At 41.9% G+C, this 20,828-nt stretch carries 22 protein-coding genes; 1 reads left to right on the top strand and 21 read right to left on the bottom strand.

The genetic code is table 11. The annotated features are described in order from the left end of the window. Position 1: 1 nt before the first annotated feature. The 21 genes from DW152_RS00790 to mtaB form a co-directional block, all read right to left on the bottom strand. Positions 2 to 784, bottom strand: coding sequence for a shikimate kinase (locus tag DW152_RS00790; protein WP_117538152.1), 783 nt, complete (start codon positions 782 to 784; stop codon positions 2 to 4). Positions 785 to 862: 78 nt separating this feature from the next. Beyond that, a complete protein-coding gene (locus tag DW152_RS00785; RefSeq protein WP_408640160.1) occupies positions 863 to 1,573 on the bottom strand; it encodes a peptidoglycan recognition protein family protein in 711 nt (236 codons plus the stop codon). Between the two features lie 38 nt (positions 1,574 to 1,611). Continuing rightward, complete coding sequence (locus tag DW152_RS00780) at positions 1,612 to 2,643, bottom strand: aldose epimerase family protein (RefSeq protein ID WP_021861593.1); 1,032 nt, start codon at positions 2,641 to 2,643, stop codon at positions 1,612 to 1,614. Positions 2,644 to 2,702: 59 nt separating this feature from the next. Then, entirely contained in the window at positions 2,703 to 4,157 is a 1,455-nt protein-coding gene (gene guaB / locus DW152_RS00775) for an IMP dehydrogenase (RefSeq protein ID WP_118287762.1), read from the bottom strand. Positions 4,158 to 4,305: 148 nt separating this feature from the next. Further along, positions 4,306 to 4,806 carry a DUF6106 family protein gene (locus DW152_RS00770; RefSeq protein WP_021861595.1) on the bottom strand — a complete coding sequence of 167 codons (501 nt, stop codon included), beginning with the start codon at positions 4,804 to 4,806 and terminating at the stop codon, positions 4,306 to 4,308. A gap of 94 nt (positions 4,807 to 4,900) precedes the next feature. Then, on the bottom strand, positions 4,901 to 6,526 hold the full coding sequence (gene groL, locus DW152_RS00765; protein WP_021861596.1) for a chaperonin GroEL: 1,626 nt from the start codon (positions 6,524 to 6,526) through the stop codon (positions 4,901 to 4,903). 47 nt (positions 6,527 to 6,573) lie between these two features. Continuing rightward, positions 6,574 to 6,858: a co-chaperone GroES gene (locus DW152_RS00760; protein WP_021861597.1), complete on the bottom strand. Its 285-nt coding sequence runs from the start codon at positions 6,856 to 6,858 to the stop codon at positions 6,574 to 6,576. Between the two features lie 117 nt (positions 6,859 to 6,975). Next, the gene (locus tag DW152_RS00755; RefSeq protein ID WP_021861598.1) at positions 6,976 to 7,287 is read right to left on the bottom strand and encodes a hypothetical protein; all 312 of its coding nucleotides are present in this window, start codon (positions 7,285 to 7,287) and stop codon (positions 6,976 to 6,978) included. A gap of 77 nt (positions 7,288 to 7,364) precedes the next feature. After that, entirely contained in the window at positions 7,365 to 8,147 is a 783-nt protein-coding gene (gene codY, locus DW152_RS00750) for a GTP-sensing pleiotropic transcriptional regulator CodY (RefSeq protein WP_021861599.1), read from the bottom strand. 66 nt (positions 8,148 to 8,213) lie between these two features. Next, complete coding sequence (gene topA, locus DW152_RS00745) at positions 8,214 to 10,295, bottom strand: type I DNA topoisomerase (RefSeq protein WP_118287761.1); 2,082 nt, start codon at positions 10,293 to 10,295, stop codon at positions 8,214 to 8,216. Positions 10,296 to 10,328: 33 nt separating this feature from the next. Next, the gene (gene dprA / locus DW152_RS00740) at positions 10,329 to 11,408 is read right to left on the bottom strand and encodes a DNA-processing protein DprA (RefSeq protein WP_118287760.1); all 1,080 of its coding nucleotides are present in this window, start codon (positions 11,406 to 11,408) and stop codon (positions 10,329 to 10,331) included. Then, entirely contained in the window at positions 11,405 to 12,946 is a 1,542-nt protein-coding gene (locus DW152_RS00735) for a YifB family Mg chelatase-like AAA ATPase (RefSeq protein WP_117538149.1), read from the bottom strand. Before DW152_RS00735 ends, dprA begins: the two co-directional genes overlap by 4 nt. A gap of 92 nt (positions 12,947 to 13,038) precedes the next feature. After that, the gene (gene sigK, locus DW152_RS00730) at positions 13,039 to 13,656 is read right to left on the bottom strand and encodes an RNA polymerase sporulation sigma factor SigK (RefSeq protein WP_117538148.1); all 618 of its coding nucleotides are present in this window, start codon (positions 13,654 to 13,656) and stop codon (positions 13,039 to 13,041) included. A 375-nt stretch (positions 13,657 to 14,031) separates the two neighbouring features. Next, a complete protein-coding gene (locus DW152_RS00725) occupies positions 14,032 to 15,270 on the bottom strand; it encodes a peptidase U32 family protein (RefSeq protein ID WP_021861604.1) in 1,239 nt (412 codons plus the stop codon). Between the two features lies 1 nt (position 15,271). Next, positions 15,272 to 15,925 carry an O-methyltransferase gene (locus DW152_RS00720; protein ID WP_118287759.1) on the bottom strand — a complete coding sequence of 218 codons (654 nt, stop codon included), beginning with the start codon at positions 15,923 to 15,925 and terminating at the stop codon, positions 15,272 to 15,274. A 66-nt stretch (positions 15,926 to 15,991) separates the two neighbouring features. Then, positions 15,992 to 17,659, bottom strand: coding sequence for a ribonuclease J (locus tag DW152_RS00715; protein ID WP_021861606.1), 1,668 nt, complete (start codon positions 17,657 to 17,659; stop codon positions 15,992 to 15,994). Between the two features lie 27 nt (positions 17,660 to 17,686). Beyond that, positions 17,687 to 18,142 carry a Fur family transcriptional regulator gene (locus DW152_RS00710; RefSeq protein WP_021861607.1) on the bottom strand — a complete coding sequence of 152 codons (456 nt, stop codon included), beginning with the start codon at positions 18,140 to 18,142 and terminating at the stop codon, positions 17,687 to 17,689. 7 nt (positions 18,143 to 18,149) lie between these two features. Further along, positions 18,150 to 18,410 (bottom strand): DUF1292 domain-containing protein, encoded by a 261-nt coding sequence (locus DW152_RS00705; protein ID WP_117538145.1) that lies wholly within the window; start codon positions 18,408 to 18,410, stop codon positions 18,150 to 18,152. Between the two features lie 12 nt (positions 18,411 to 18,422). Further along, positions 18,423 to 18,845: a Holliday junction resolvase RuvX gene (gene ruvX / locus DW152_RS00700; RefSeq protein ID WP_117538144.1), complete on the bottom strand. Its 423-nt coding sequence runs from the start codon at positions 18,843 to 18,845 to the stop codon at positions 18,423 to 18,425. A gap of 5 nt (positions 18,846 to 18,850) precedes the next feature. Then, positions 18,851 to 19,114: an IreB family regulatory phosphoprotein gene (locus DW152_RS00695; protein WP_021861610.1), complete on the bottom strand. Its 264-nt coding sequence runs from the start codon at positions 19,112 to 19,114 to the stop codon at positions 18,851 to 18,853. 58 nt (positions 19,115 to 19,172) lie between these two features. Further along, a complete protein-coding gene (gene mtaB / locus DW152_RS00690) occupies positions 19,173 to 20,453 on the bottom strand; it encodes a tRNA (N(6)-L-threonylcarbamoyladenosine(37)-C(2))-methylthiotransferase MtaB (protein WP_118287758.1) in 1,281 nt (426 codons plus the stop codon). Between the two features lie 102 nt (positions 20,454 to 20,555). Between mtaB and DW152_RS00685 the strand changes: the two genes are divergently transcribed. After that, complete coding sequence (locus DW152_RS00685; RefSeq protein WP_118287757.1) at positions 20,556 to 20,792, top strand: HPr family phosphocarrier protein; 237 nt, start codon at positions 20,556 to 20,558, stop codon at positions 20,790 to 20,792. Positions 20,793 to 20,828 lie beyond the last annotated feature (36 nt).

The raw sequence follows: 20,828 nt of genomic DNA, 5'->3' as shown, positions 1-20,828 counted from the left end.
TCTATTCATCCATCTCCATTAATCGTTGTACCAGTTCTTCACAGATCTGCAGAACAGTCTTATTATCTGTCTGGATAACAATATCTGCAGCCGCTTCATATTTCTCACGTCTCTGCTCCATCAGTTCGGAAATGCCTTCAACATTCTTGCGGCCGTTCAGAACCGGACGGTCATTGCTGTCCTTTACACGTTCATAGATTACCTGTGGACTTGCTGTCAGAAGTACAACTCTACCATTCTTCTTCATCTCCTGCACATTATTCTTGCGAAGGGCAGCTCCTCCTCCGCAGGAAATAACTGTATTCTTCTTCTCCTGCATTTCCACAAGAAGATTGGTTTCCAGATTACGGAAATATTCTTCTCCATACGTTTCAAAGATATCCGGAATACTCATCTCTTCTCTCTCTGCGATAACCTGATCCATCTCAACAATTTCCATCGCAAACATCGTACTTAAATAATCTGAGATCGTAGATTTGCCTGCGCCCATAAAACCAATGAGTACAATATTGTAATCAAACAGTTTTCTTGCTTGAATCCGCTTGCTGTTCTTGCGGATACAATGGAAAATGTCACAGATCTCATCCTTGTAACGATTATCTGAAAGCTTTTCTTCCAGTCTTCTTTTCTGCTTTGCTTCCTGTCCCGGCTGAAGAATCGGCATACCATATTCTTCTTTGTATGCCATGATTTTCTCTATGATCATGCTTCTTTCCACAAGGGCATCAATAATTTTATCATCACACAGAGCTAACTGCTCTCTGTACAGTTCCAAGTCGTTCATGCTTGCCTCTCCTGTTTTCCTTACGATTTCTTTCTTAATTATGTATAAATATACATACGCTTATATATTATAGCAATATCACTTTGATTTTTCCAGTGCTTTTTTTACATCTTTCCGGAACTGTTTCCAGGCATTTTCATGTTCTACAAAATATTTCGGACAGTTCTTTCCGGTGACATCATAATGCCGAATAATATCATCCGGTGACAGAGCAAACTTCAGGCAAAGCCAGGCACACAAATGTATCACTGAGCGATAAGTCGCTTTATTAAATTCCCCCGTCTTATCCGGATGGCAACACTCAATCGATACCGTATCTTTATTCCGGTTATTGGAAGCATACGCCACTTCCCATGTCGGCACGCACTGCACGATTTCTCCATCCAGCCCTACAATGAAATTACTGCTCGTTTTTGTCACATGACTGTCTTTGAGCCCCTCAAAGTAGTTTCGGTTTCCCATTGCTGTTGCACCCGGATTTGCTGTATAATGCACAACAATTCCCTTAATCTTACCGGTTTTTATCCCCGGTCTGGAATACGGATTCGGCGTCAGAAGTTTCACTGTAATATCAGGTTTAGATGCATCAACCTGTGCATTGTCTATTTCACTGTATTTTCCAGACAGCCATTCCGGATGTAAAATCCTGATTCCTGCTGCCAGAACCATAACAATCACCAATAAAAGCAGGCCCAGCCGCATCCTGCGCTGAGCCTGTTTTTTCTGTTGTATAGTTGTGAATGATTTTTTTCTGTTTTTAATCTTTTTTGTTCTCTTCATACTACACATTATTCATATGGCATATATTCTATGCCTTTTGTAAATTCTTATTGAATAGAAAACTGATATACCGTTTTGGATGTAAATAGTTCATTCGCCTTGATAACCGGCTGCGCAAACTCCGAATGATGAATGGCATCCGGGAAAAACTGTGTTTCAAAGCAGGCAGCATTGCGGATACGGTATTCAGCTCCGCCTTTGCCTTTCTCATAATCAACATAGTTTGCTGTATACAACTGCATACCCGGAAGATCTGTATATACATCCATATGGATTCCTGTCTTATCAGAATACATGGAGGCAGCTTTGCGGAATCCTTCACCTCTGATCACCCAGTTATGATCGTAACCTTTTCCATCGATCAACGGCTGGTAATCCGCTTCTATATCCTGTCCGATCGCTTTTGCTTCATTAAAATCCATCGGTGTTCCCTTTACAGGTGTCAGTTCACCTGTCGGAATACTCTGGGCATCTGCAAGAGTAAAATAATCTGCACTGATCGTTACTTTCTGATCCAGTACATCGCCACTTCCCTGTCCGGCGAGATTAAAATAACTGTGATTTGTAAGATTCAGCAGTGTATCTGCATCTGCTGTTGATCCATAAACAATTTCCAGTTCATTCTCCGGTGTAACCGTATAAGTTACTGTCAGCTTAAGATTTCCTGGAAATCCCTGGTCTCCATCTGGGCTGTCAAGTGATAAAGTCACGCTGTTATCTGTAGATTCTTCAACTTTCCACATACGCTTATTCATCATATCTCTACCACCGTGTAGTGTATTATCCCCATCATTCTTTGTCAGTTCATAAGTCTTACCATTTAATGTAAATGAACCTCCTGCAATACGGTTTGCCACACGTCCTACAAATGCGCCAAATACACGGTCGCCTTTTTCATAACCACTGACATCGTCATATCCGAGAACAACATCCGTCGGATGTCCTTCCTTATCCGGTACGATCACATTTACAATCGTTGCGCCATAATCGGAAATAGCAACTTCCATCCCTTTTTCATTCTTCAACAGATACAATTCTGCCTTTTCTTTTGTTTTCAATGTTCCAAATGCCCGCTTCATATCTTGCCTCCTGCTGTAATGTCTATTATAACGCCAAATTTCTCTGGTATTATTCTCTTTTACTCATCTACACTGTAGTTTGGAGCTTCTTTCGTAATGTGAATGTCGTGCGGATGACTTTCTTTCAGAGATGCAGATGAGATCTTTACGAACTGTCCTCTCTGTTTGAGTTCTTCAATTGTTGGAGTTCCGCAGTAACCCATACCGGAACGAAGACCTCCCATCAACTGGAATACAGTATCTTCTACAGTTCCTTTGTATGCTACACGTCCTTCTACACCTTCCGGTACTAACTTCTTCGCATCTGTCTGGAAATAACGGTCTTTGCTTCCGTTCTCCATTGCAGCAATCGATCCCATGCCACGGTATACTTTGTATTTTCTTCCCTGATATAATTCAAATGTTCCCGGGCTCTCATCACATCCTGCAAAGATTGATCCCATCATACATACATTCGCACCGGCTGCAATTGCTTTTGTCATATCTCCTGAATATTTGATACCACCATCTGCGATAATCGGAATTCCATATTTGTCTGCCGCTTCATAACAATTCATAACTGCTGTGATCTGTGGAACACCGATACCTGCAACGACACGTGTTGTACAGATAGATCCAGGTCCAATACCAACCTTTACTGCATCTGCTCCTGCTTTGATCAGCGCTTCTGCTGCTGTTCCTGTTGCAACGTTTCCTGCGATAACCTGCAGATCCGGGAATTTGGATTTGACCATATCTACGGTACGGAGTACATTAGCAGAATGTCCATGTGCAGAATCCATAACAACAACGTCTACATGTGCATTCACAAGTTCCCGTGCACGTTCCAGGCAGTTTGCGGTAATTCCAAGTGCTGCACCACAGAGCAGTCTTCCCTGGGAATCTTTAGCTGACAGTGGATATTTGATCTGTTTTTCAATATCTTTAATCGTAATAAGACCTTTCAAATTGAAATCTTTGTCTACGATCGGTAATTTCTCTTTTCTGGCTTTTGCAAGAATCTTCTTTGCATCTTCCAGCGTAATTCCTTCCTGTGCTGTAATAAGTCCCTCAGAAGTCATTGATTCTTTAATCTTCTTCGTAAAATCTTCTTCAAATTTCAGATCACGGTTCGTGATAATGCCTACCAGTTTTCCGTTTTCTGTAATTGGTACACCTGAAATGCGGAATTTTGCCATTAAATTATTGGCATCTTCCAACGTATGTTCCGGAGACAGATAAAATGGATCCGTGATAACACCGTTCTCAGAACGTTTTACTTTATCAACTTCCTCTGCCTGCTGCTCGATCGTCATATTCTTATGAATGATACCAATTCCACCCTGACGAGCCATTGCAATTGCCATACGATGTTCTGTAACCGTATCCATACCTGCACTCATCATCGGTATATTCAATTTAATATTTTTTGTTAAATACGTGGATAAATCTACTTGATTTGGAATCACCTCAGAATATGCCGGTACAAGCAGCACGTCATCAAATGTAATTCCTTCTCCAATAATTTTTCCCATGGTAAACTCCTTTCACTCTTATCCTTATTTATAGCTTATCGGGGTAAAAACTCCGTTTTGCTCTTTCCTATAATTAACTGGTATCATAACGAACTTTGCTATCGTTTGTCAACTTGTTTTTTTATACATACAAAATACATTTTTCTGACTATTTTGCAGATTTGTATGTAACTTTTCCCGGAATCATTCCGGCATACCCGTCTACAATCGTCTGATTCGGTTCAAAAATAATTTTTCTTAATTCTCCTGCCCTGGAAACAACTAGCACATAAGTCTGATCATTGCGTCTGCCCGAGCTATAATCGCTTTTCTTTGCCCGCTGGTACTGTCTGAGTTCACCTGTTCCAAATGGAGCCAGGACCTCTATTTCTTCTAACTTTATTGTACAGATTCGTCTTCTTCTCGACTTATGTATGATCTTGTCAACATCCAGTTCCCCATTCACAAATAAATATTCATATTCCGCATCAAATTCCAGATACAAATATATATCCATTACAAGTAATATAACTGTAAGCACTATAAAAAAAAGACAATGTACGACACCATATACACTCAGTAAAGTCGCTGCAAGCACCATTCCCTCCAGAAACCACTGACCTTTGCTTTTCTTCCTTTTAATAAGCTGTTCTGTACATATGTCATTCATGTCTTACATCCTCCGCTTTTCTCAATGTGTCTATTGTAGCACAAAAACAAGAAAAAAGAAAACTCCCCATACAGGGAGTTTTCTTAACTTTTTCTTACATCATGCCCATTCCGGCACCTGCACCTGCAGGCATAGCCGGTGTCTCTTCTTTGATATTAGCAACAACGGACTCTGTTGTCAGCAGTGTAGATGCAACACTTGTTGCATTCTGCAGAGCACTTCTTGTTACCTTAGCCGGATCAAGGATACCATGTTCAACCATGTCTACATATTCCTCAGCTAATGCATCAAATCCGATTCCTGGTTCTGACTCATATACTTTATTAATGATTACTGCGCCTTCCAGTCCTGCATTTGCAGCGATGCGGAGCAGTGGAGCTTCCAGAGCTTTCAGTACAACATTCGCACCTGTCTTCTCATCACCATCCAAATCAGCAACGATCTTGGCAACTTCTTTTGCACAGTGAATATAAGCAGATCCGCCACCTGCAATGATTCCTTCTTCTACGGCTGCTCTTGTTGCTGCAAGTGCATCTTCCATACGAAGTTTTGCTTCTTTCATCTCAGTCTCAGTTGCAGCACCTACACGGATAACTGCTACACCGCCTGCAAGTTTTGCAAGTCTCTCCTGCAGTTTCTCTCTGTCGAAATCAGATGTTGTCTCTTCAATCTGTGCTTTAATCTGTGCTACACGGTCTGCGATTGCCTGTTTGTCTCCGCATCCGTCAACGATAACTGTATTTTCTTTCTGAACTTTTACAGATTTTGCACGTCCAAGCTGATCCAGTGTTGTATCTTTCAACTCCATACCGAGTTCTTCTGAAATTACCTGACCGCCTGTCAGAATTGCAAGATCTTTTAACATCTCTTTTCTTCTGTCACCATATCCAGGCGCTTTAACACCTACTACATTGAATGTTCCACGCAGTTTGTTTACGATCAGTGTTGTAAGAGCCTCACCTTCAATATCTTCTGCAACGATCAGGAGTCTTGCTCCGGACTGTACGATCTGCTCCAGAACTGGCAGGATCTCCTGAATGTTAGAAATCTTCTTGTCTGTAATCAAGATATATGGATCATCCAGATTTGCTTCCATCTTATCCATATCTGTAGCCATATATGCAGATACATATCCACGGTCAAACTGCATACCTTCTACAAGGTCAAGTTCTGTCTTCATAGTCTTGGATTCTTCAATTGTGATAACCCCGTCATTGGAAACTTTCTCCATTGCATCTGCAACCATCTTTCCAACTTCTTCATCACTTGCAGAAATAGCTGCAACTTTTGCGATCTGATCTTTGTCTTTTACTTTGCTGGACATTTTAGCGATCGTCTCAACTGCTTTGTCTGTTGCTTTCTTCATTCCTTTTCTAAGGATGATCGGGTTTGCTCCTGCTGCCAGGTTCTTCATTCCTTCATGTACCATTGCCTGTGCAAGTACTGTAGCTGTTGTTGTACCATCTCCGGCAACATCATTTGTCTTAGATGCAACTTCTTTGATAAGCTGTGCACCCATATTCTCAAATGCATCTTCTAATTCAATTTCTTTTGCAATTGTAACACCATCATTAGTAATAAGCGGTGCTCCGAAAGATTTGTCAAGAACTACGTTACGTCCTTTTGGTCCTAACGTAACTCTGACTGTATCAGCCAGCTTATTAACTCCTTCTTCTAATGCTGCTCTTGCTTCTGCGCCATATTTAATTTCCTTTGCCATGATCAAATACCTCCTATAATCTTTGTTTCTCTTCTTACATCTACATCTTACTCACAAATTGCAAGGATATCGTCCTGTTTTACGATAATATATTCTTCATCATCAAGCTCTACAGATGTTCCTGCGTATTTAGAATAAATAACTTTCTGTCCTACAGTGACATTCATCTTCACTTCTTTTCCGTCAACTGTTCCACCAGGTCCTACAGCAATGATCTCTGCCTGCTGTGGTTTTTCTTTAGACTGTCCAGGAATTACGATTCCTGATTTTGTTGTCTCTTCTGCAACCAACTGTTTTAATACAACCCTGTCTCCTAATGGTACTAATTTCATATTTATTCCTCCTTAAATGATATACTTATTTATTTTGTTAGCACTCACAAAAAGAGAGTGCTAAGAAACTCTAGATATAAAATAGCACTCTCTTAATATTTTGTCAACCGCCTTTGTTTAGTTTACAGTATTTTTATAAAATCCATTTTCCACATGGAAAACAAGTACTTTTCCTCTCTTATCCCAGTACCGTTCGACAATCTTTCCTCTGCATTTGACCTCTTCTTCCTCATCCGTCATCGTGCACTCATAGATACTGTCCAAAGAAAATTCTGACAGTTCCGTCTTCCCCGTTAACAGATATATGCATTCCTCTTCTTCATTATACTTAATCATCTTACACAGATAGATATTATCGTTAAAATATCCCCCGTCAAGAATCGTTTTTATCATCTCGAGTTTCACCGTATCGTCCTGAAATTTTTCCATTATATCCTCCAGTAAAATTCATCTCATCTTCAATCAAAGAAAAGGGTACCAGTCTCCCGATACCCTTATACTTCATCTTAATTGTTGCGCTCTGCTTTGATCTTATCCAGTTCCGTAAATACATAATCATTCACAACTTTGATATAAGTCCCCTTCATACCGGAAGATCTGGATTCAATAACTCCGGCACTCTCAAACTTGCGAAGCGCATTCACGATCACAGAACGAGTGATTCCTACACGGTCTGCAATCTTGCTTGCAACCAGGATTCCTTCTGTACCATCCAGTTCATCAAAAATATGAATGATCGCTTCCAGTTCAGAATAAGAAAGTGTGCTGATGGCTGACTGTACAATGTGTTCTTTTCTTGTTTCCTCCGCACTTTCTTCATTTACAGAACGAAGCATCTCAAGACCAACAACTGTTGTTCCATATTCACTTAAAATGATATCATCAATCTCATATACTTCGTCTTTCTTATAGATGAATAATGTGCCGAGTCTCTCTCCTGCGATATCGATTGGAGTTATAATAGCCTGATAACCTTTTGAGGCTTCTTCCGAAAATCCAAGAGTCTCAAGATTCACATTTTCCTTTGTCGAAAGAATGCTGAGCAGACGTTCATTTAACATATCATCAATATGTCTGCCTACTTCCTTCTGGATCAGTTCTTCTATATACGGAACACCTGTACATTTGCTTCCTCCGAGAACTTTTCCTTTTTTGCTGACCACCAGTACATTCGATGACAGAATCTCTGTCAGAACTTCACAAATATCATTAAAGACCACTTTACTTGAATTATTGTTGTGAAGTAACTTGTTGATTTTTCTAGTTTTGTCTAATAATTGTACACTCATTTGCACTCCTCCATCCTATGAAGTTATATTATCATACAATTCACTATAATTCAACGAATATTATTGTTATTTATCAGAATTTTTCTTATTTTCTACATATCCGCACTGAGCGTCACTACAACAGATCTTATTTCCCTTTTCGACCATATAATTTCCACATCTCGGACACTTTTTCTGAACCGGTTTCTGCCATGACATAAATTCACAGTCCGGATTGTCTTCACATCCGTAATATTTTCTGCCTTTCTTTGTCTTACGAAGCACAACATCTTTTCCACAAAGCGGACAAGAAACACCGATTTTTTCCAGATAAGGCTTTGTATTTCTACACTCCGGGAATCCTGGACATGCGAGGAATTTTCCGTGTGGACCGTATTTGATGACCATGTTGCGTCCGCACTGTTCACAGACAACGTCAGTCACTTCATCTTCGATCTTGACTGTCTCTAATTCTTTCTGTGCCTTTTCCACTGCGGCTTCAATATCCGGATAGAAGTTCTCGATAATCGTCTTCCATTTTACCTTGCCTTCTGCCACACCATCAAGCAGGCTTTCCATGTTGGCTGTAAAATTCACATCTACAATACTTGGGAAGGACTGTAACATGATATTATCTACAACTTCTCCCAGTTCTGTCAGATACAGATTCTTGTTCTCTTTTGCAACATATCTTCTGGCAATAATCGTTGAAATTGTCGGTGCATACGTGCTTGGACGTCCAATGCCCAGTTCTTCCAGAGCTTTTACAAGTGTTGCTTCTGTATAATGTGCCGGTGGCTGTGTAAAGTGCTGCTTCGTATCAAAACTTTCTTTTGTGAGCTTTGAATCCATATCCAGCCCTTTCATCAATACAGATTTTTCTTCTTTCTCTTCTCCTGCTTCTGTATAAACCAGTCTGAATCCCTGGAATACAATCTTGGAAGCAGCTACTGTAAAACGATATTTTCCTGCACTGATCTTCACAGATGTTGTCTCATATTTTGCCGGCTGCATTCTGCTGGCAAGGAAACGCTTCCAGATAAGCTGATACAAACGGAACTGATCTCTTGTCAGAGATTCTTTGATTGCCGCCGGTGTTCTTGCCGGATCTGTCGGACGGATCGCCTCATGCGCATCCTGGATGATCTTGCCGCCTGTCTTTGCTTTTGTTTCTCCAACTGCAACATACTCTTCTCCGTACTGTTCTCCGATATAAGCACGTACATTTGCATCTGCTTCATCTGAAATACGAGTAGAATCGGTACGCAGATACGTGATCAGACCGACGGTTCCATTTCCTTTGATATCGACACCTTCATACAACTGCTGTGCGATCTGCATCGTTTTTCCTGTAGCAAAATTCAATGCTTTGGATGCTTCCTGCTGTAATGTACTGGTTGTAAATGGAACCGGTGCTTTCTTTGTACGTTCCCCTTTTTTAATCTCAGCGACTTCATAAGATGCACCTTCTAATTCTTTTAAGATCTTATCCAGTTCCTCTTTGGATGAAATCGTCATCTTTTTCTTATCTGTTCCGTAAAACTTGGCATTCAGGAGTTTTCTCTCGCCTTTGACTTTCAGATTCGCATCCAGGCTCCAGTATTCTTCCGGAATAAATGCATTGATCTCTTCTTCACGATCAGCAATGATACGAAGTGCTACAGACTGTACGCGTCCCGCACTTAAACCTCTTTTTACTTTCGCCCAGAGTACCGGGCTGATTTTATATCCAACCACGCGGTCAAGGACACGTCTCGCCTGCTGGGCATCTACCAGATCCATATCAATCTCTCTGGCATTTTTCAGAGATGCTTTGACTGCGTTTTTCGTAATCTCATTAAAACTGATTCGGTACGTTTTCTTGTTTTCCAGTTTCAGTGCTTTGCATAAATGCCAGGAAATCGCTTCTCCTTCGCGGTCCGGGTCAGTTGCAAGATATACTTTATCTGCTTTTTTCACTTCTTTTCGAAGATTTGCAAGAATCTCTCCCTTGCCACGGATTGTTATATACTTTGGTTCATAGTCATTCTCAGGTCCGACACCAAGCTGGCTCTTCGGCAGATCGCGCACATGTCCGTTAGACGCTACGACTACATAATTACTTCCTAAAAATTTTTTAATTGTCTTCACCTTCGTCGGTGACTCCACGATCACAAGATAACGTGCCATATATGATTTCCTCCATAAAATCCGCCCCGCTTTTTAGCGCATTTTCACATAATAATTCTTCGATATTTCTTTGACAAACCCTTGCAGTTCAAGCGTTATCAACTCTTCCATAAGTATCTCCGGAGCCAGTTTTGTCTCCTGCGCAAGCTCCTGAAGTCCCTTTGGAAACAAACCGACACAACTATACACCATATTTTCTGGACTTTCAAGTACTTTTTTCTCCGATGATTTATTTTGTCTGCTTTTTGACAAACAAATCCCCATCGTTTCCATCAGGTCTTCCGGACTTAGCAAAATCCCTGCACCTTGCGCGATCAGCCGGTGACACCCCTGACTTAAAAGGCTTGTTACAGGTCCCGGAAGTGCATAAACTTCCTTCCCCTGTTCCAGCGCCTGGTCTGCCGTAATAAGAGAGCCGCTTTTTTCTTTTGCTTCTATTACAAGTACGATATCTGCCATCCCGCTGATGATACGGTTACGCGCAGGAAAGTACCTGGCAAGAGGCGGGCTTCCCGGACTCTGTTCTGAAATCACACCGCCTTTTTTGATCAGATCCTGATATAGTCCGCGATGTTCTCCCGGATAACAGATATCCACGCCACATCCTAATATACCATATGTCATTCCCCCGGCATTTAATGCACCTCTTTGTCCGGCGCCGTCAATTCCTCTTGCCATCCCGCTGATAATACTAATCCCGTTTTCTGCCAGCTTTTCTCCATATTCTAATGCCATTCTCTCGCCATAATGCGTACAGTTTCTTGCACCCACCAAAGCAGCCGCAAGTCTGTCACTGTCCGGCAGCCTACCTCTCACATAGAGTGCATATGGAGGCGCCGGAATATTCTTAAGGCGCACTGGATATTCTTCCGAAAAATACGGAATAAAACGGATATTTTTCTCTTCCAGCATCTCCCATTTTTCTTTTATATCCTGCTGTTTTTTTGCTTTTATAAGTGCCTGGATTTCTCTGTCCGTCAGTATCCCCAGTTCTGTTAATTTTATTTCTTCTATATAATAAATCATTTCTGCTGTCTTTAAAATTTCACGCAGTTTTTTCTTTTTCATACAGTTAAGCCCGGAAATCCCCGCATACCAATATTCATAAATCATAAGCCTTTCCCCCAGTATTTTTTATCTACCGTACGGTATCCGATTGCCTCTTTAATATGCGCCGGAGTGATCACCTCACTTCCGGCAAGATCTGCGATCGTCCGTGCCACACGCAGAATCTTATGATATGTCCGCGCTGTCAGACCAAGTGTACAGAATGCCTGCTCCATAATCTGTTCCGTCACAGCGTCTAGCACACAGTGTTTTCGGATTTCCTTTGCTCCCAGCCTTGCATTTACCGAAAACGGCAATCCTTCATATCTCTTTTTCTGTATTTCTCTCGCTGCACACACGCGTGCACGTATATCTACTGAGCGTTCCTGCTTCTGTTGTGTATGGAGGGCCGCATAATCCACGCGCGGTGTTTCGATGCAGATATCCAACCGGTCTAAAAACGGCTGACTGATCCTTGCCAGATAATTCTGGATCTGCTGTGGTGTGCATGTACACGTCTGAGCCGGATAATTTCCGCAGGGACATGGGTTCATTGCCGCAACAAGCATGAAATCTGCCGGAAATGTATAATTTGCCTGATTCCTGGCGAGATGGATCTTCTGCTCTTCCAAAGGCTGGCGGAGCACTTCCAGAACAGACTTTTTAAACTCCGCAAGCTCGTCCAGGAAGAGGACGCCTCCATGTGCCAGACTGATCTCTCCCGGAACCGGGTAATTCCCGCCACCGATCAATGCCGCTTTTGTAACCGTATGATGCACCTCCCGGAACGGTCTTCCTAACATCAACGGATGGGTTTCCTCCACTTTTCCAACGACACTGTAGAGACTTGTAACTTCCATCGATTCTTCCAATGAAGGCTTCGGTAAAATGGTTGGAATTCTCTTTGCAGCCATCGTCTTTCCACTTCCCGGTGGTCCAACTAACAGCAGGTTATGTCCACCGGCAACCGCCACTGTCGCAGCTCTTTTTACAATTTCTTGTCCCTGTATCTCACTGTAATCCAAAAGTTCCGAATCCAACAGTCTCCCACATTCTCTGGCATCTTTGCACATCGCCGGTTCCAGCTTTTTTTCTCCTTTCAGATAACTGCACACTTCCTCCAGTGAATTCACACCATATACCGTGATCTTTTCTACCAGTGCACCTTCCGCCGCATTCTGCTCCGGTACAATACAGCACTTAAAGCCTTCTCTTCCTGCTTTCTGTACGATTGGTAAAATTCCGGAGACCTTTTGTACACTTCCGTCCAGCCCCAGTTCACCGGCAACCATTACATCTCGCAATCGTTCTTCTGGAAATATTTCAAGTGCTGCCATAATACTTAATGCAATAGGAAGGTCAAACGCTGTTCCTTTTTTCCTTATTGAGCCGGGCGCCAGATTTACAATGATTTTCTTCGGAGGCAGCACAATACCACTGTTACGGATCGCTGTCCGCACACGTTCTGCTGCCTCCCGTACCTCACCGGACAGATATCCCACCATATGAAACACAGGCAGACCATTGCTGACATCTGCCTCCACCTGTATCATCTTCGCTTCAACACCCTGAATCACTGCTGAATTTACTATACAAACTCCCATGTATCCACCTCTTTCTTCCTGCTTATTCCATGCGTTTACTGCTGTACCTGCAAAACTCCGCCAGCGACAGTTTCCTCCGGCCGCTATAACAGCTAAAAAAATGTACGCAGTTTTTCGATCGCACTTTTCTCAATCCGTGATACATAAGAACGAGAAATTCCAAGCTGTCCGGCAATCTCCCTCTGCGTATACTCCTCTTCCCCATAAAGTCCGTATCGCATTTTCAGAACCAGCCGTTCTCTCTGAGATAATTCCGACTCCATTTTTGCATACAAAATCCGGACCGATTCTTTTAATTCCGCATGTCTGTGCGCATCTTCTTCTTTTGTTTCGATCACATCAAAAAGCTGGATTTCATTGCCTTCCCTGTCTGTCCCGATCGGCTCGTACAGTGAAATTTCCCGGGACATTTTTTTCTTCGCACGCAGATGCATCAATATCTCATTTTCAATGCACCGCGCCGCATATGTTCCCAGACGCACACGTTTTTCCGGATCAAAACTTACAACTGCTTTAATAAGCCCGATTGTCCCGATCGACAAAAGATCTTCCACATCCTCCTCTCTGGATGGATATTTTTTCACAATATGTGCAACAAGGCGCAAATTCCGTTCGATCAGAATATGTTTTGCTTTCAGGTCGCCCTCTGTATACTTTTGCATATAATAAGCTTCTTCTGCTGCAGTGAGGGGTTTCGGAAATGATTTCAAGGAACGCACCTCTCAGGGTATTTGCTTATAGTTTATGTAAGAGTATTCTTTTTTGTGCTTTTCCATCTGTTATGATCTTTTTCTGGTATTTTGTTGGATCGTATCTGTTTATGTCTTTGTTGAAAAATTATAAGATCTGTTTATGAAAACCATCACGCATATGTGACAATTTCAGATTATAGATGTTCCGGTTAAGATCTGCCGGACTCTCTTTCTTATGTGGCTAATAGTATACTGTATCTCTATCGAAAATACAATCATTTTTTATAAAAGCGCTTTAGGACGAAGTTTTCTGGCATAGAAAAGAATGCCAGACAGAGTCCGCATATAATAGGTTTCTCTGTCTGACATCCTATATTCTCAAATCATCTGTTTTTAAGCCTCTATGTCTTCCGCTCTTCTTAAAATATCATACTTCTCTGCTTTTTTATCCAGTTCGATATAGAGAACCTGTTTGGAATGCGGGGCACTCTCCTGTGTTTCCCCGTCTTCATTGATAATCGCCCGGACAACCGTCTCTATGTTTTGTCCATCCGGCTTCATAATCTCAATCGTCTCGCCAACCGAAAATTTATTTCTCTGCTCAATGCGGTATCTTCCGTCTGACTCTTTGCCAATAATTCCAAGATATGTGTATTCTCTTACATAAGTGTTGCTGTCGTAAATCTGACTTGTCTCATCCGGTTTTCCAAAGTAAAATCCGGTTGTAAACTGCCGATATGTGCAATTGGAAATCTGATCCAGATACCACAGCATATGTTCTTCATACAGCTTCGGATCTTTCAGATAGTCATCAATCGCAAGGCGGTATGTTCTTGCAACTGTTGCGACATACAGCGCCGTCTTCATACGTCCTTCAATCTTGAAACTGTCAATTCCTGCTTCGATCATCTCCGGAATGTGCTCGATCATACAAAGATCCTTGGAATTGAAAATGTAAGTTCCTCTTTCATTTTCATATACCGGCATATACTGTCCCGGCCTTTTTTCCTCTACAACTGCATATTTCCAACGGCACGGGTGTGTACAGGCTCCCTGATTCGCATCTCTTCCGGTAAAGAAATTGCTGAGTAGACATCTTCCGGAATAAGAAATGCACATTGCACCGTGAATAAAACTTTCAATCTCCATCTCCTCCGGAATATGCTTACGAATCTCAGAAATCTCTTTCAAGGACAGTTCTCTTGCCGAAACTACTCTTTTTGCTCCCTGTTTCCACCAGAAATTGTAAGTGCCATAATTTGTATTATTCGCCTGTGTACTGACATGACGTTCAATGTCCGGGCAGATCTCTTTTGCCATTTCAAAGATTGCCGGATCTGCAATGATCAGCGCATCTGGTTTTAATTCCTTCAATTCGCAGAGATATTCCCGCACGCCTTCCAGATCATCATTATGTGCCAGAATATTTACGGTAACATGCACACGTACACCATGTTCATGCGCAAAACGGATTCCGGCAGCCATATCATCTTTGGAAAAATTCTTTGCTTTTGCACGTAATCCGAATGCCTCTCCTCCGATATAAACAGCATCGGCTCCAAACATAACCGCCACTTTGAGTACTTCCAGATTACTTGCTGGAATTAATAATTCCGGTCGTCTACCATTCATCTTACTTTTCTTCCTCCTTTTTCACACTCAGTGCCACCCCGTCTCCCAGTGGAAGAATGGATGTCTGAAGTCCTTCGTGGTGTTTCAGTTCATACAAGTATTCCCGCATGCGACTGTGAATTGTACGATTCCTTCTTTCAACAGCAAATCTTGACTGTGTTATATCGCCGTCTTGAAGTACATTGTCTGACATCAGTACTCCTTCCGGCGCCAACAGACGCAGTACTTCCGGCATATAATGAATATACTGTCCTTTCGCTGCGTCCATAAAAATAAAATCATACGGTCCTTCCAGCGTTTTCATCACTTCAAGAGCATCTCCCTCCAGCAATGTGATCTTATCTTCTTTCTCCGCCCTGGCAAAATTTGCTCTGGCAACCGGGATTCTTTTCTCATAATTCTCAATCGTGATAATATGTCCATCCTTTGGCATATAATGGCTCATTAAGACAGCCGAAAAACCTACTGCGGTTCCTACTTCCAGAATTCTTTTCGGTTTCTGTATCGTCAATAATACTTTCAGGAAACTCTGTGTCTCTTTTCGGATGATCGGCACATATGCTTCCAGCGCTTCTTTTTCAATCTCTTCGATCACCGGAATATCCGGCATTTCCAGAGAATGTAGGTAGGTTGTAATTCTGTCATCTACGATCACAAAGTCTTCCTCCTTCTGACATAATACAGGACGTAGTAAAGACTGCTCTACTACGTCCTTTTTCTTCTATACGTCCATAATGATCGGAAGGATCATCGGTTTACGTTTTGTTCTCTTCCAGATAAACTCATTCATCGTATCACGGATCACAAGCTTAATCTTGCTCCAGTCCGCATTTCTCTGATGTGTCAGACAATCTTCCACGGCATTTGTCAGAACATTGCGTGCCTCTTCCATCAATCCTTCAGATTCTCTTACATATACAAATCCTCTGGATACAATATCCGGTCCCGCAAGCAACTGATTACTTCCTTTCTCAAGCGTCAGCACAACGATCAAAATTCCGTCTTCAGCAAGGTGCTGACGGTCTCTCAACACAATATTCCCAACATCTCCAACGCCAAGTCCGTCTACAAGGATCTCGCCTGTGTGAACCTTATCCACAACTTTTGCTTCATTCTCACTGACTTCCAGCACATCTCCAGACTGTAACAGAAAAATATTTTCCTTCGGAATACCCAGGGATCTTGCTACTCCCGCATTGGCCTTCAAATGACGGTATTCTCCATGAACCGGAATCGCATATTTCGGTTTTACAAGAGAATAAATAAGCTTCAGTTCTTCCTGGCAGGCATGCCCGGATACATGTGCATCCTGGAAAATAACATTGGCACCTTTGGAAGAAAGCTCATTAATAACCTTGGAAACAGATTTTTCATTTCCAGGAATCGGATTAGAACTGAAAATAACTGTATCACCCGGCATAATTGTAACCTTCTTATGCACATCTGCCGCCATACGTGACAGTGCTGCCATGGATTCTCCCTGACTTCCTGTCGTGATCAGGACCGTCTTCTCCGGTGGATAGTTTTTCAACTGATCAATCTCAATCAATGTCTTGTCCGGTACATTCAGATAACCTAATTCCTGTGCAACCTGAATGATATTTACCATACTTCGTCCTTCTACAACAACCTTACGGTTGTATTTGCATGCAGAGTTAATGATCTGCTGAACACGATCTACATTTGAAGCGAATGTAGCAATAATAATTCTCGTATTCTGATGCTCTGCAAAAATATGGTCAAATGTAATTCCGACTGTACGCTCTGACTGAGTAAATCCCGGTCTCTCTGCATTCGTACTGTCTGACATCAGCGCAAGAACGCCTTTTTTGCCAATCTCTGCGAAACGCTGCAAATCGATTGCATCTCCGAATACAGGCGTATAGTCTACTTTGAAGTCTCCAGTATGCACAACAATACCTGCCGGAGAGTAAATTGCAAGCGCTGCTGCATCCTGAATGCTATGATTTGTTTTAATAAATTCAATCCTGAACTTGCCAAGATTAATAGACTGTCCATGTCTGACTACTTTTCTGCGCGTACTGCGGAGAAGATTATGCTCTGAAAGCTTCTTCTCAATAATTCCCATTGTCAGTTTCGTTGCATAAATCGGAAGATTCATCTCACGAAGTACATAAGATAATGCTCCAATATGATCCTCGTGTCCGTGTGTGATCACAAATCCTTTTACTTTCTGAATGTTCTCTTTCAGATATGTCACATCCGGAATAACGAGATCGATTCCGAGCATATCATCTTCTGGGAATGCAAGACCGCAGTCCACAACAATAATACTGTCTTCAAACTCAAAGGCAGTAATGTTCATTCCGATCTTCTCCAGACCTCCAAGCGGAATGATACGCAATTTTCCGTTGTTTTCTCTTTTCAATTTAACACCTCCATGTGCCTCTCCGTACTACTTTTTCCGGCATTTTTTACACTGTCCGTAGAATTTCAGCTCATGGTCCAACACATGGAATCCTGTCTCTTCCTCAATATGACGTTCTAGTCCGTCCAGCAAATCGTCCCTGAAAGGGAACACTTTTCCACATGTTTTACAGATCAGATGATGGTGATGATGGTGTGGCTCACCCTCTCCGTCATTTGCCTCACCAATCTCATATCGCACACATCCGTCATCCAGATTGATCTTATCCACCAACTGCATCTCGAGCAAAAGCTGCACTGTCCTGTATATCGTCGCCAGTCCAATCTCCGGATAGTCTTCTTTTACAAGTTCATAGATATCCTCCGCAGTCATGTGTCTGTCCCGATGTGCAGCAAGGACTTCCAGAACGAGCAATCTCTGGTTTGTAACTTTCAAACCTTTTTCTTTCAGCATTTGTTTAAACTTTTCCTGACTGATAGACATAAAGTTCTTACCTTTCAATCTCAATATCTTCCAGTAACTCCTCGAACACTTTTAAAATTGCTGACAATTCTTTCTCGTCTTCTACAATCTCATAAATGCTCTCTTTTTCTTCTTCCGCTGATGTATCTTTTAAAATTAAACACTCTGCATCGTCTTCTTCTGAATCCGTCACAAGAATGTAAGACACTCCATTTAATTTCGTCTGTTCCAGCACAAAGAATTCTGTCTCTTCCTGCAGTTCATCCGATGTAAATCTTATTTTTTCCATACAAAAAACACCTCACGACTTTACCGAGTCCAAGTATCCCTGCAAAATAAATACTGCAGCAATTTTATCGATATATTTTTTGCGGTCCTCTCGTCTGATATTGCTTTCGATCAGGGTACGTTCCGCTTCCATTGTTGTAAGTCTTTCGTCCCACATCTGCACTTCCAGACCTGTCCGTCTTTTTAACATCTCTGCGAATTCCATTGACTTCTCAGCTCTGATTCCAATGTCATTGTTCATATGCTTTGGCAACCCGATGACGATCTTCTCCACTTGATACTCTTCGATCAGAGCCTCAATTCTTGCACAGGTCTTACGCAGCTTGTTCTCATCTTTGCGTGTAATTGTCTCAATTCCCTGCGCAGTAATGCCAAGTGGATCGCTGATTGCAACGCCCACCGTCTTCGAGCCGTAATCCAGTCCCATTATTCTCATAGATATTATACCCACTTGTTGTGCTCAATATACGTCTTGAGCATCTCTTCCACCAGTTCGTCCCGCTCCATCTTCATGATCAGGCTTCTGGCTCCGTTATAACTTGTAATATAAGTCGGATCTCCTGACATAATATATCCAACGATCTGGTTGACCGGATTGTATCCCTTCTCAACCAATGCCCGATAGACAATTTCCAGAATATCTTTTGCCTGAATCTGCGGGCCGCTTTCCACCTGGAAAAACTGTGTACTGCTTAAATCTTTCATATACTCACGTCCTTCAAAAATACTTTTCATTTTATTCTAACTTATTAACACCGAAAATTCAATGTATTATTTGCAAACGGCTCTCAATTTCTACATTTATGAGCTGATTTGCCAGATTTTTTTCTGTTTTATATCCAATTTTTACATATTCCTTCGTATGCCCGATCTGCCAGATTCCGTCTTCTCTCTCTATAGCTTCTTCCATCAGCACTTCCTGTGTAGTTCCGATCAGTTCTTCCTCAAAGCGGCTCTGTTTCTCTTCACTTAATGCAATCAGTACTTTGCTTCGCTCTGCCTTAATCTGCTCCGGTACCTGATCCGGCATAACGGCAGCTTTTGTACCTTCTCTTCTAGAATATTTAAAAATATGTGTCTCATAGAAATCCATGCTGTCTACAAACGCCCTGGACTCTTCAAATTCTTCCGGTGTCTCTCCCGGGAATCCAGTGATCACATCGGTTGTAAGTGCCGGATGTGCAAAATATTTGCGCAGGAGCTGACATTTTGCAGCATATTCTTCTGCCGTATATCTACGATTCATTCTGCGAAGTGTCGCATTACATCCGCTTTGCAGAGACAGGTGAAAATGTGGGCACACCTTCGGCAGTGCGGAAATCGTCCGGACAAACTCTTCCGTGATAATCCCCGGTTCCAGTGAGCCAAGACGGATACGGTGGATTCCATCCACTTCGTGTACAGCCAGAATAAGAGAAAGCAGATTATCCTCTATATCTACTCCATAAGAGCTCAGATGGATTCCGGTCAGTACGACTTCCTTATAACCATTTGCAGCAAGTGTCTTTACTTCCTCGATCACATCTTCTTTGGCACGGCTTCGCACTCTTCCTCTTGCATACGGAATAATACAGTAAGAGCAGAACTGATTACATCCGTCCTGTACTTTGATATACGCTCTTGTGTGCTCTCCTGTGCGGCTCAGATGAAGATTCTCATACTCCTTTGTATGTCCGATATCAATAAGATCGGTTGTTCTTTCTCTCTCCTCTTCGTACTGTTTGAGGATCTCCACAATATCTTTCTTTTTATTATTACCAATCACAATATCAATGCAATCGTCCACTTCCTGATTCTCAGTCTGCACATAACAGCCAGTTGCCACTACGATTGCATCCGGATTCATCTTTCTTGCCTTGTGCAGCATCTGTCTGGACTTACGATCCGCAATGTTTGTAACTGTGCATGTATTGACTACATAAACATCTGCACCTTCTTTGAACGGCACGATCTCATAACCGTTTTTTTCCAGAAGCTCCTGCATGGCTTCTGTTTCATATGCATTTACTTTACATCCAAGATTATGCAATGCTGCTTTCTTCATAATTTTCTTTTTCCCTCTCTTTACAAATTATTCCTTGACTTTTTGACTACAAAAAACTAAGATAAACGTGTAGAAAAAAATGAAACCAAGGAGGTATATTCAATGAAAACAGTTAAAATTTCTTTGAATTCCATTGACAAAGTAAAATCTTTCGTAAATGAAATCACAAAATATGATTATGATTTTGATTTAGTATCCGGCAGATACGTGATCGATGCCAAATCCATCATGGGTATCTTCAGTCTGGATTTATCTAAGAGCATTGACCTCAACATCCATGCTGATGACAACGAAATCGACAAGATCCTCGAAACATTAAAACCATACATCGTAGAGTAATTATTTTTAACCTTTAAAAGAATGTGCCGGAGCACA

Source organism: Dorea sp. AM13-35, from assembly GCF_003473885.1.
In the GTDB taxonomy this organism is placed as follows: domain Bacteria; phylum Bacillota; class Clostridia; order Lachnospirales; family Lachnospiraceae; genus Dorea_D; species Dorea_D hominis.
The sequence above is the reverse complement of the archived record's forward strand: the minus strand, read 5'-3'. Positions and strand labels throughout refer to the sequence as shown.

Excerpts from the sequence above, each read along its gene's own strand:
- DW152_RS00790 (WP_117538152.1), bottom strand. The coding sequence starts at position 784 with ATGAACGACTTGGAACTGTACAGAGAGCAGTTAGCTCTGTGTGATGAT.
- DW152_RS00785 (WP_408640160.1), bottom strand. The coding sequence starts at position 1,573 with ATGTGTAGTATGAAGAGAACAAAAAAGATTAAAAACAGAAAAAAATCA.
- DW152_RS00780 (WP_021861593.1), bottom strand. The coding sequence starts at position 2,643 with ATGAAGCGGGCATTTGGAACATTGAAAACAAAAGAAAAGGCAGAATTG.
- guaB (WP_118287762.1), bottom strand. The coding sequence starts at position 4,157 with ATGGGAAAAATTATTGGAGAAGGAATTACATTTGATGACGTGCTGCTT.
- DW152_RS00770 (WP_021861595.1), bottom strand. The coding sequence starts at position 4,806 with ATGAATGACATATGTACAGAACAGCTTATTAAAAGGAAGAAAAGCAAA.
- groL (WP_021861596.1), bottom strand. The coding sequence starts at position 6,526 with ATGGCAAAGGAAATTAAATATGGCGCAGAAGCAAGAGCAGCATTAGAA.
- DW152_RS00760 (WP_021861597.1), bottom strand. The coding sequence starts at position 6,858 with ATGAAATTAGTACCATTAGGAGACAGGGTTGTATTAAAACAGTTGGTT.
- DW152_RS00755 (WP_021861598.1), bottom strand. The coding sequence starts at position 7,287 with ATGGAAAAATTTCAGGACGATACGGTGAAACTCGAGATGATAAAAACG.
- codY (WP_021861599.1), bottom strand. The coding sequence starts at position 8,147 with ATGAGTGTACAATTATTAGACAAAACTAGAAAAATCAACAAGTTACTT.
- topA (WP_118287761.1), bottom strand. The coding sequence starts at position 10,295 with ATGGCACGTTATCTTGTGATCGTGGAGTCACCGACGAAGGTGAAGACA.
- dprA (WP_118287760.1), bottom strand. The coding sequence starts at position 11,408 with ATGATTTATGAATATTGGTATGCGGGGATTTCCGGGCTTAACTGTATG.
- DW152_RS00735 (WP_117538149.1), bottom strand. The coding sequence starts at position 12,946 with ATGGGAGTTTGTATAGTAAATTCAGCAGTGATTCAGGGTGTTGAAGCG.
- DW152_RS00725 (WP_021861604.1), bottom strand. The coding sequence starts at position 15,270 with ATGAATGGTAGACGACCGGAATTATTAATTCCAGCAAGTAATCTGGAA.
- DW152_RS00710 (WP_021861607.1), bottom strand. The coding sequence starts at position 18,142 with ATGTCTATCAGTCAGGAAAAGTTTAAACAAATGCTGAAAGAAAAAGGT.
- DW152_RS00705 (WP_117538145.1), bottom strand. The coding sequence starts at position 18,410 with ATGGAAAAAATAAGATTTACATCGGATGAACTGCAGGAAGAGACAGAA.
- ruvX (WP_117538144.1), bottom strand. The coding sequence starts at position 18,845 with ATGAGAATAATGGGACTGGATTACGGCTCGAAGACGGTGGGCGTTGCA.
- DW152_RS00695 (WP_021861610.1), bottom strand. The coding sequence starts at position 19,114 with ATGAAAGATTTAAGCAGTACACAGTTTTTCCAGGTGGAAAGCGGCCCG.
- mtaB (WP_118287758.1), bottom strand. The coding sequence starts at position 20,453 with ATGAAGAAAGCAGCATTGCATAATCTTGGATGTAAAGTAAATGCATAT.
- DW152_RS00685 (WP_118287757.1), top strand. The coding sequence starts at position 20,556 with ATGAAAACAGTTAAAATTTCTTTGAATTCCATTGACAAAGTAAAATCT.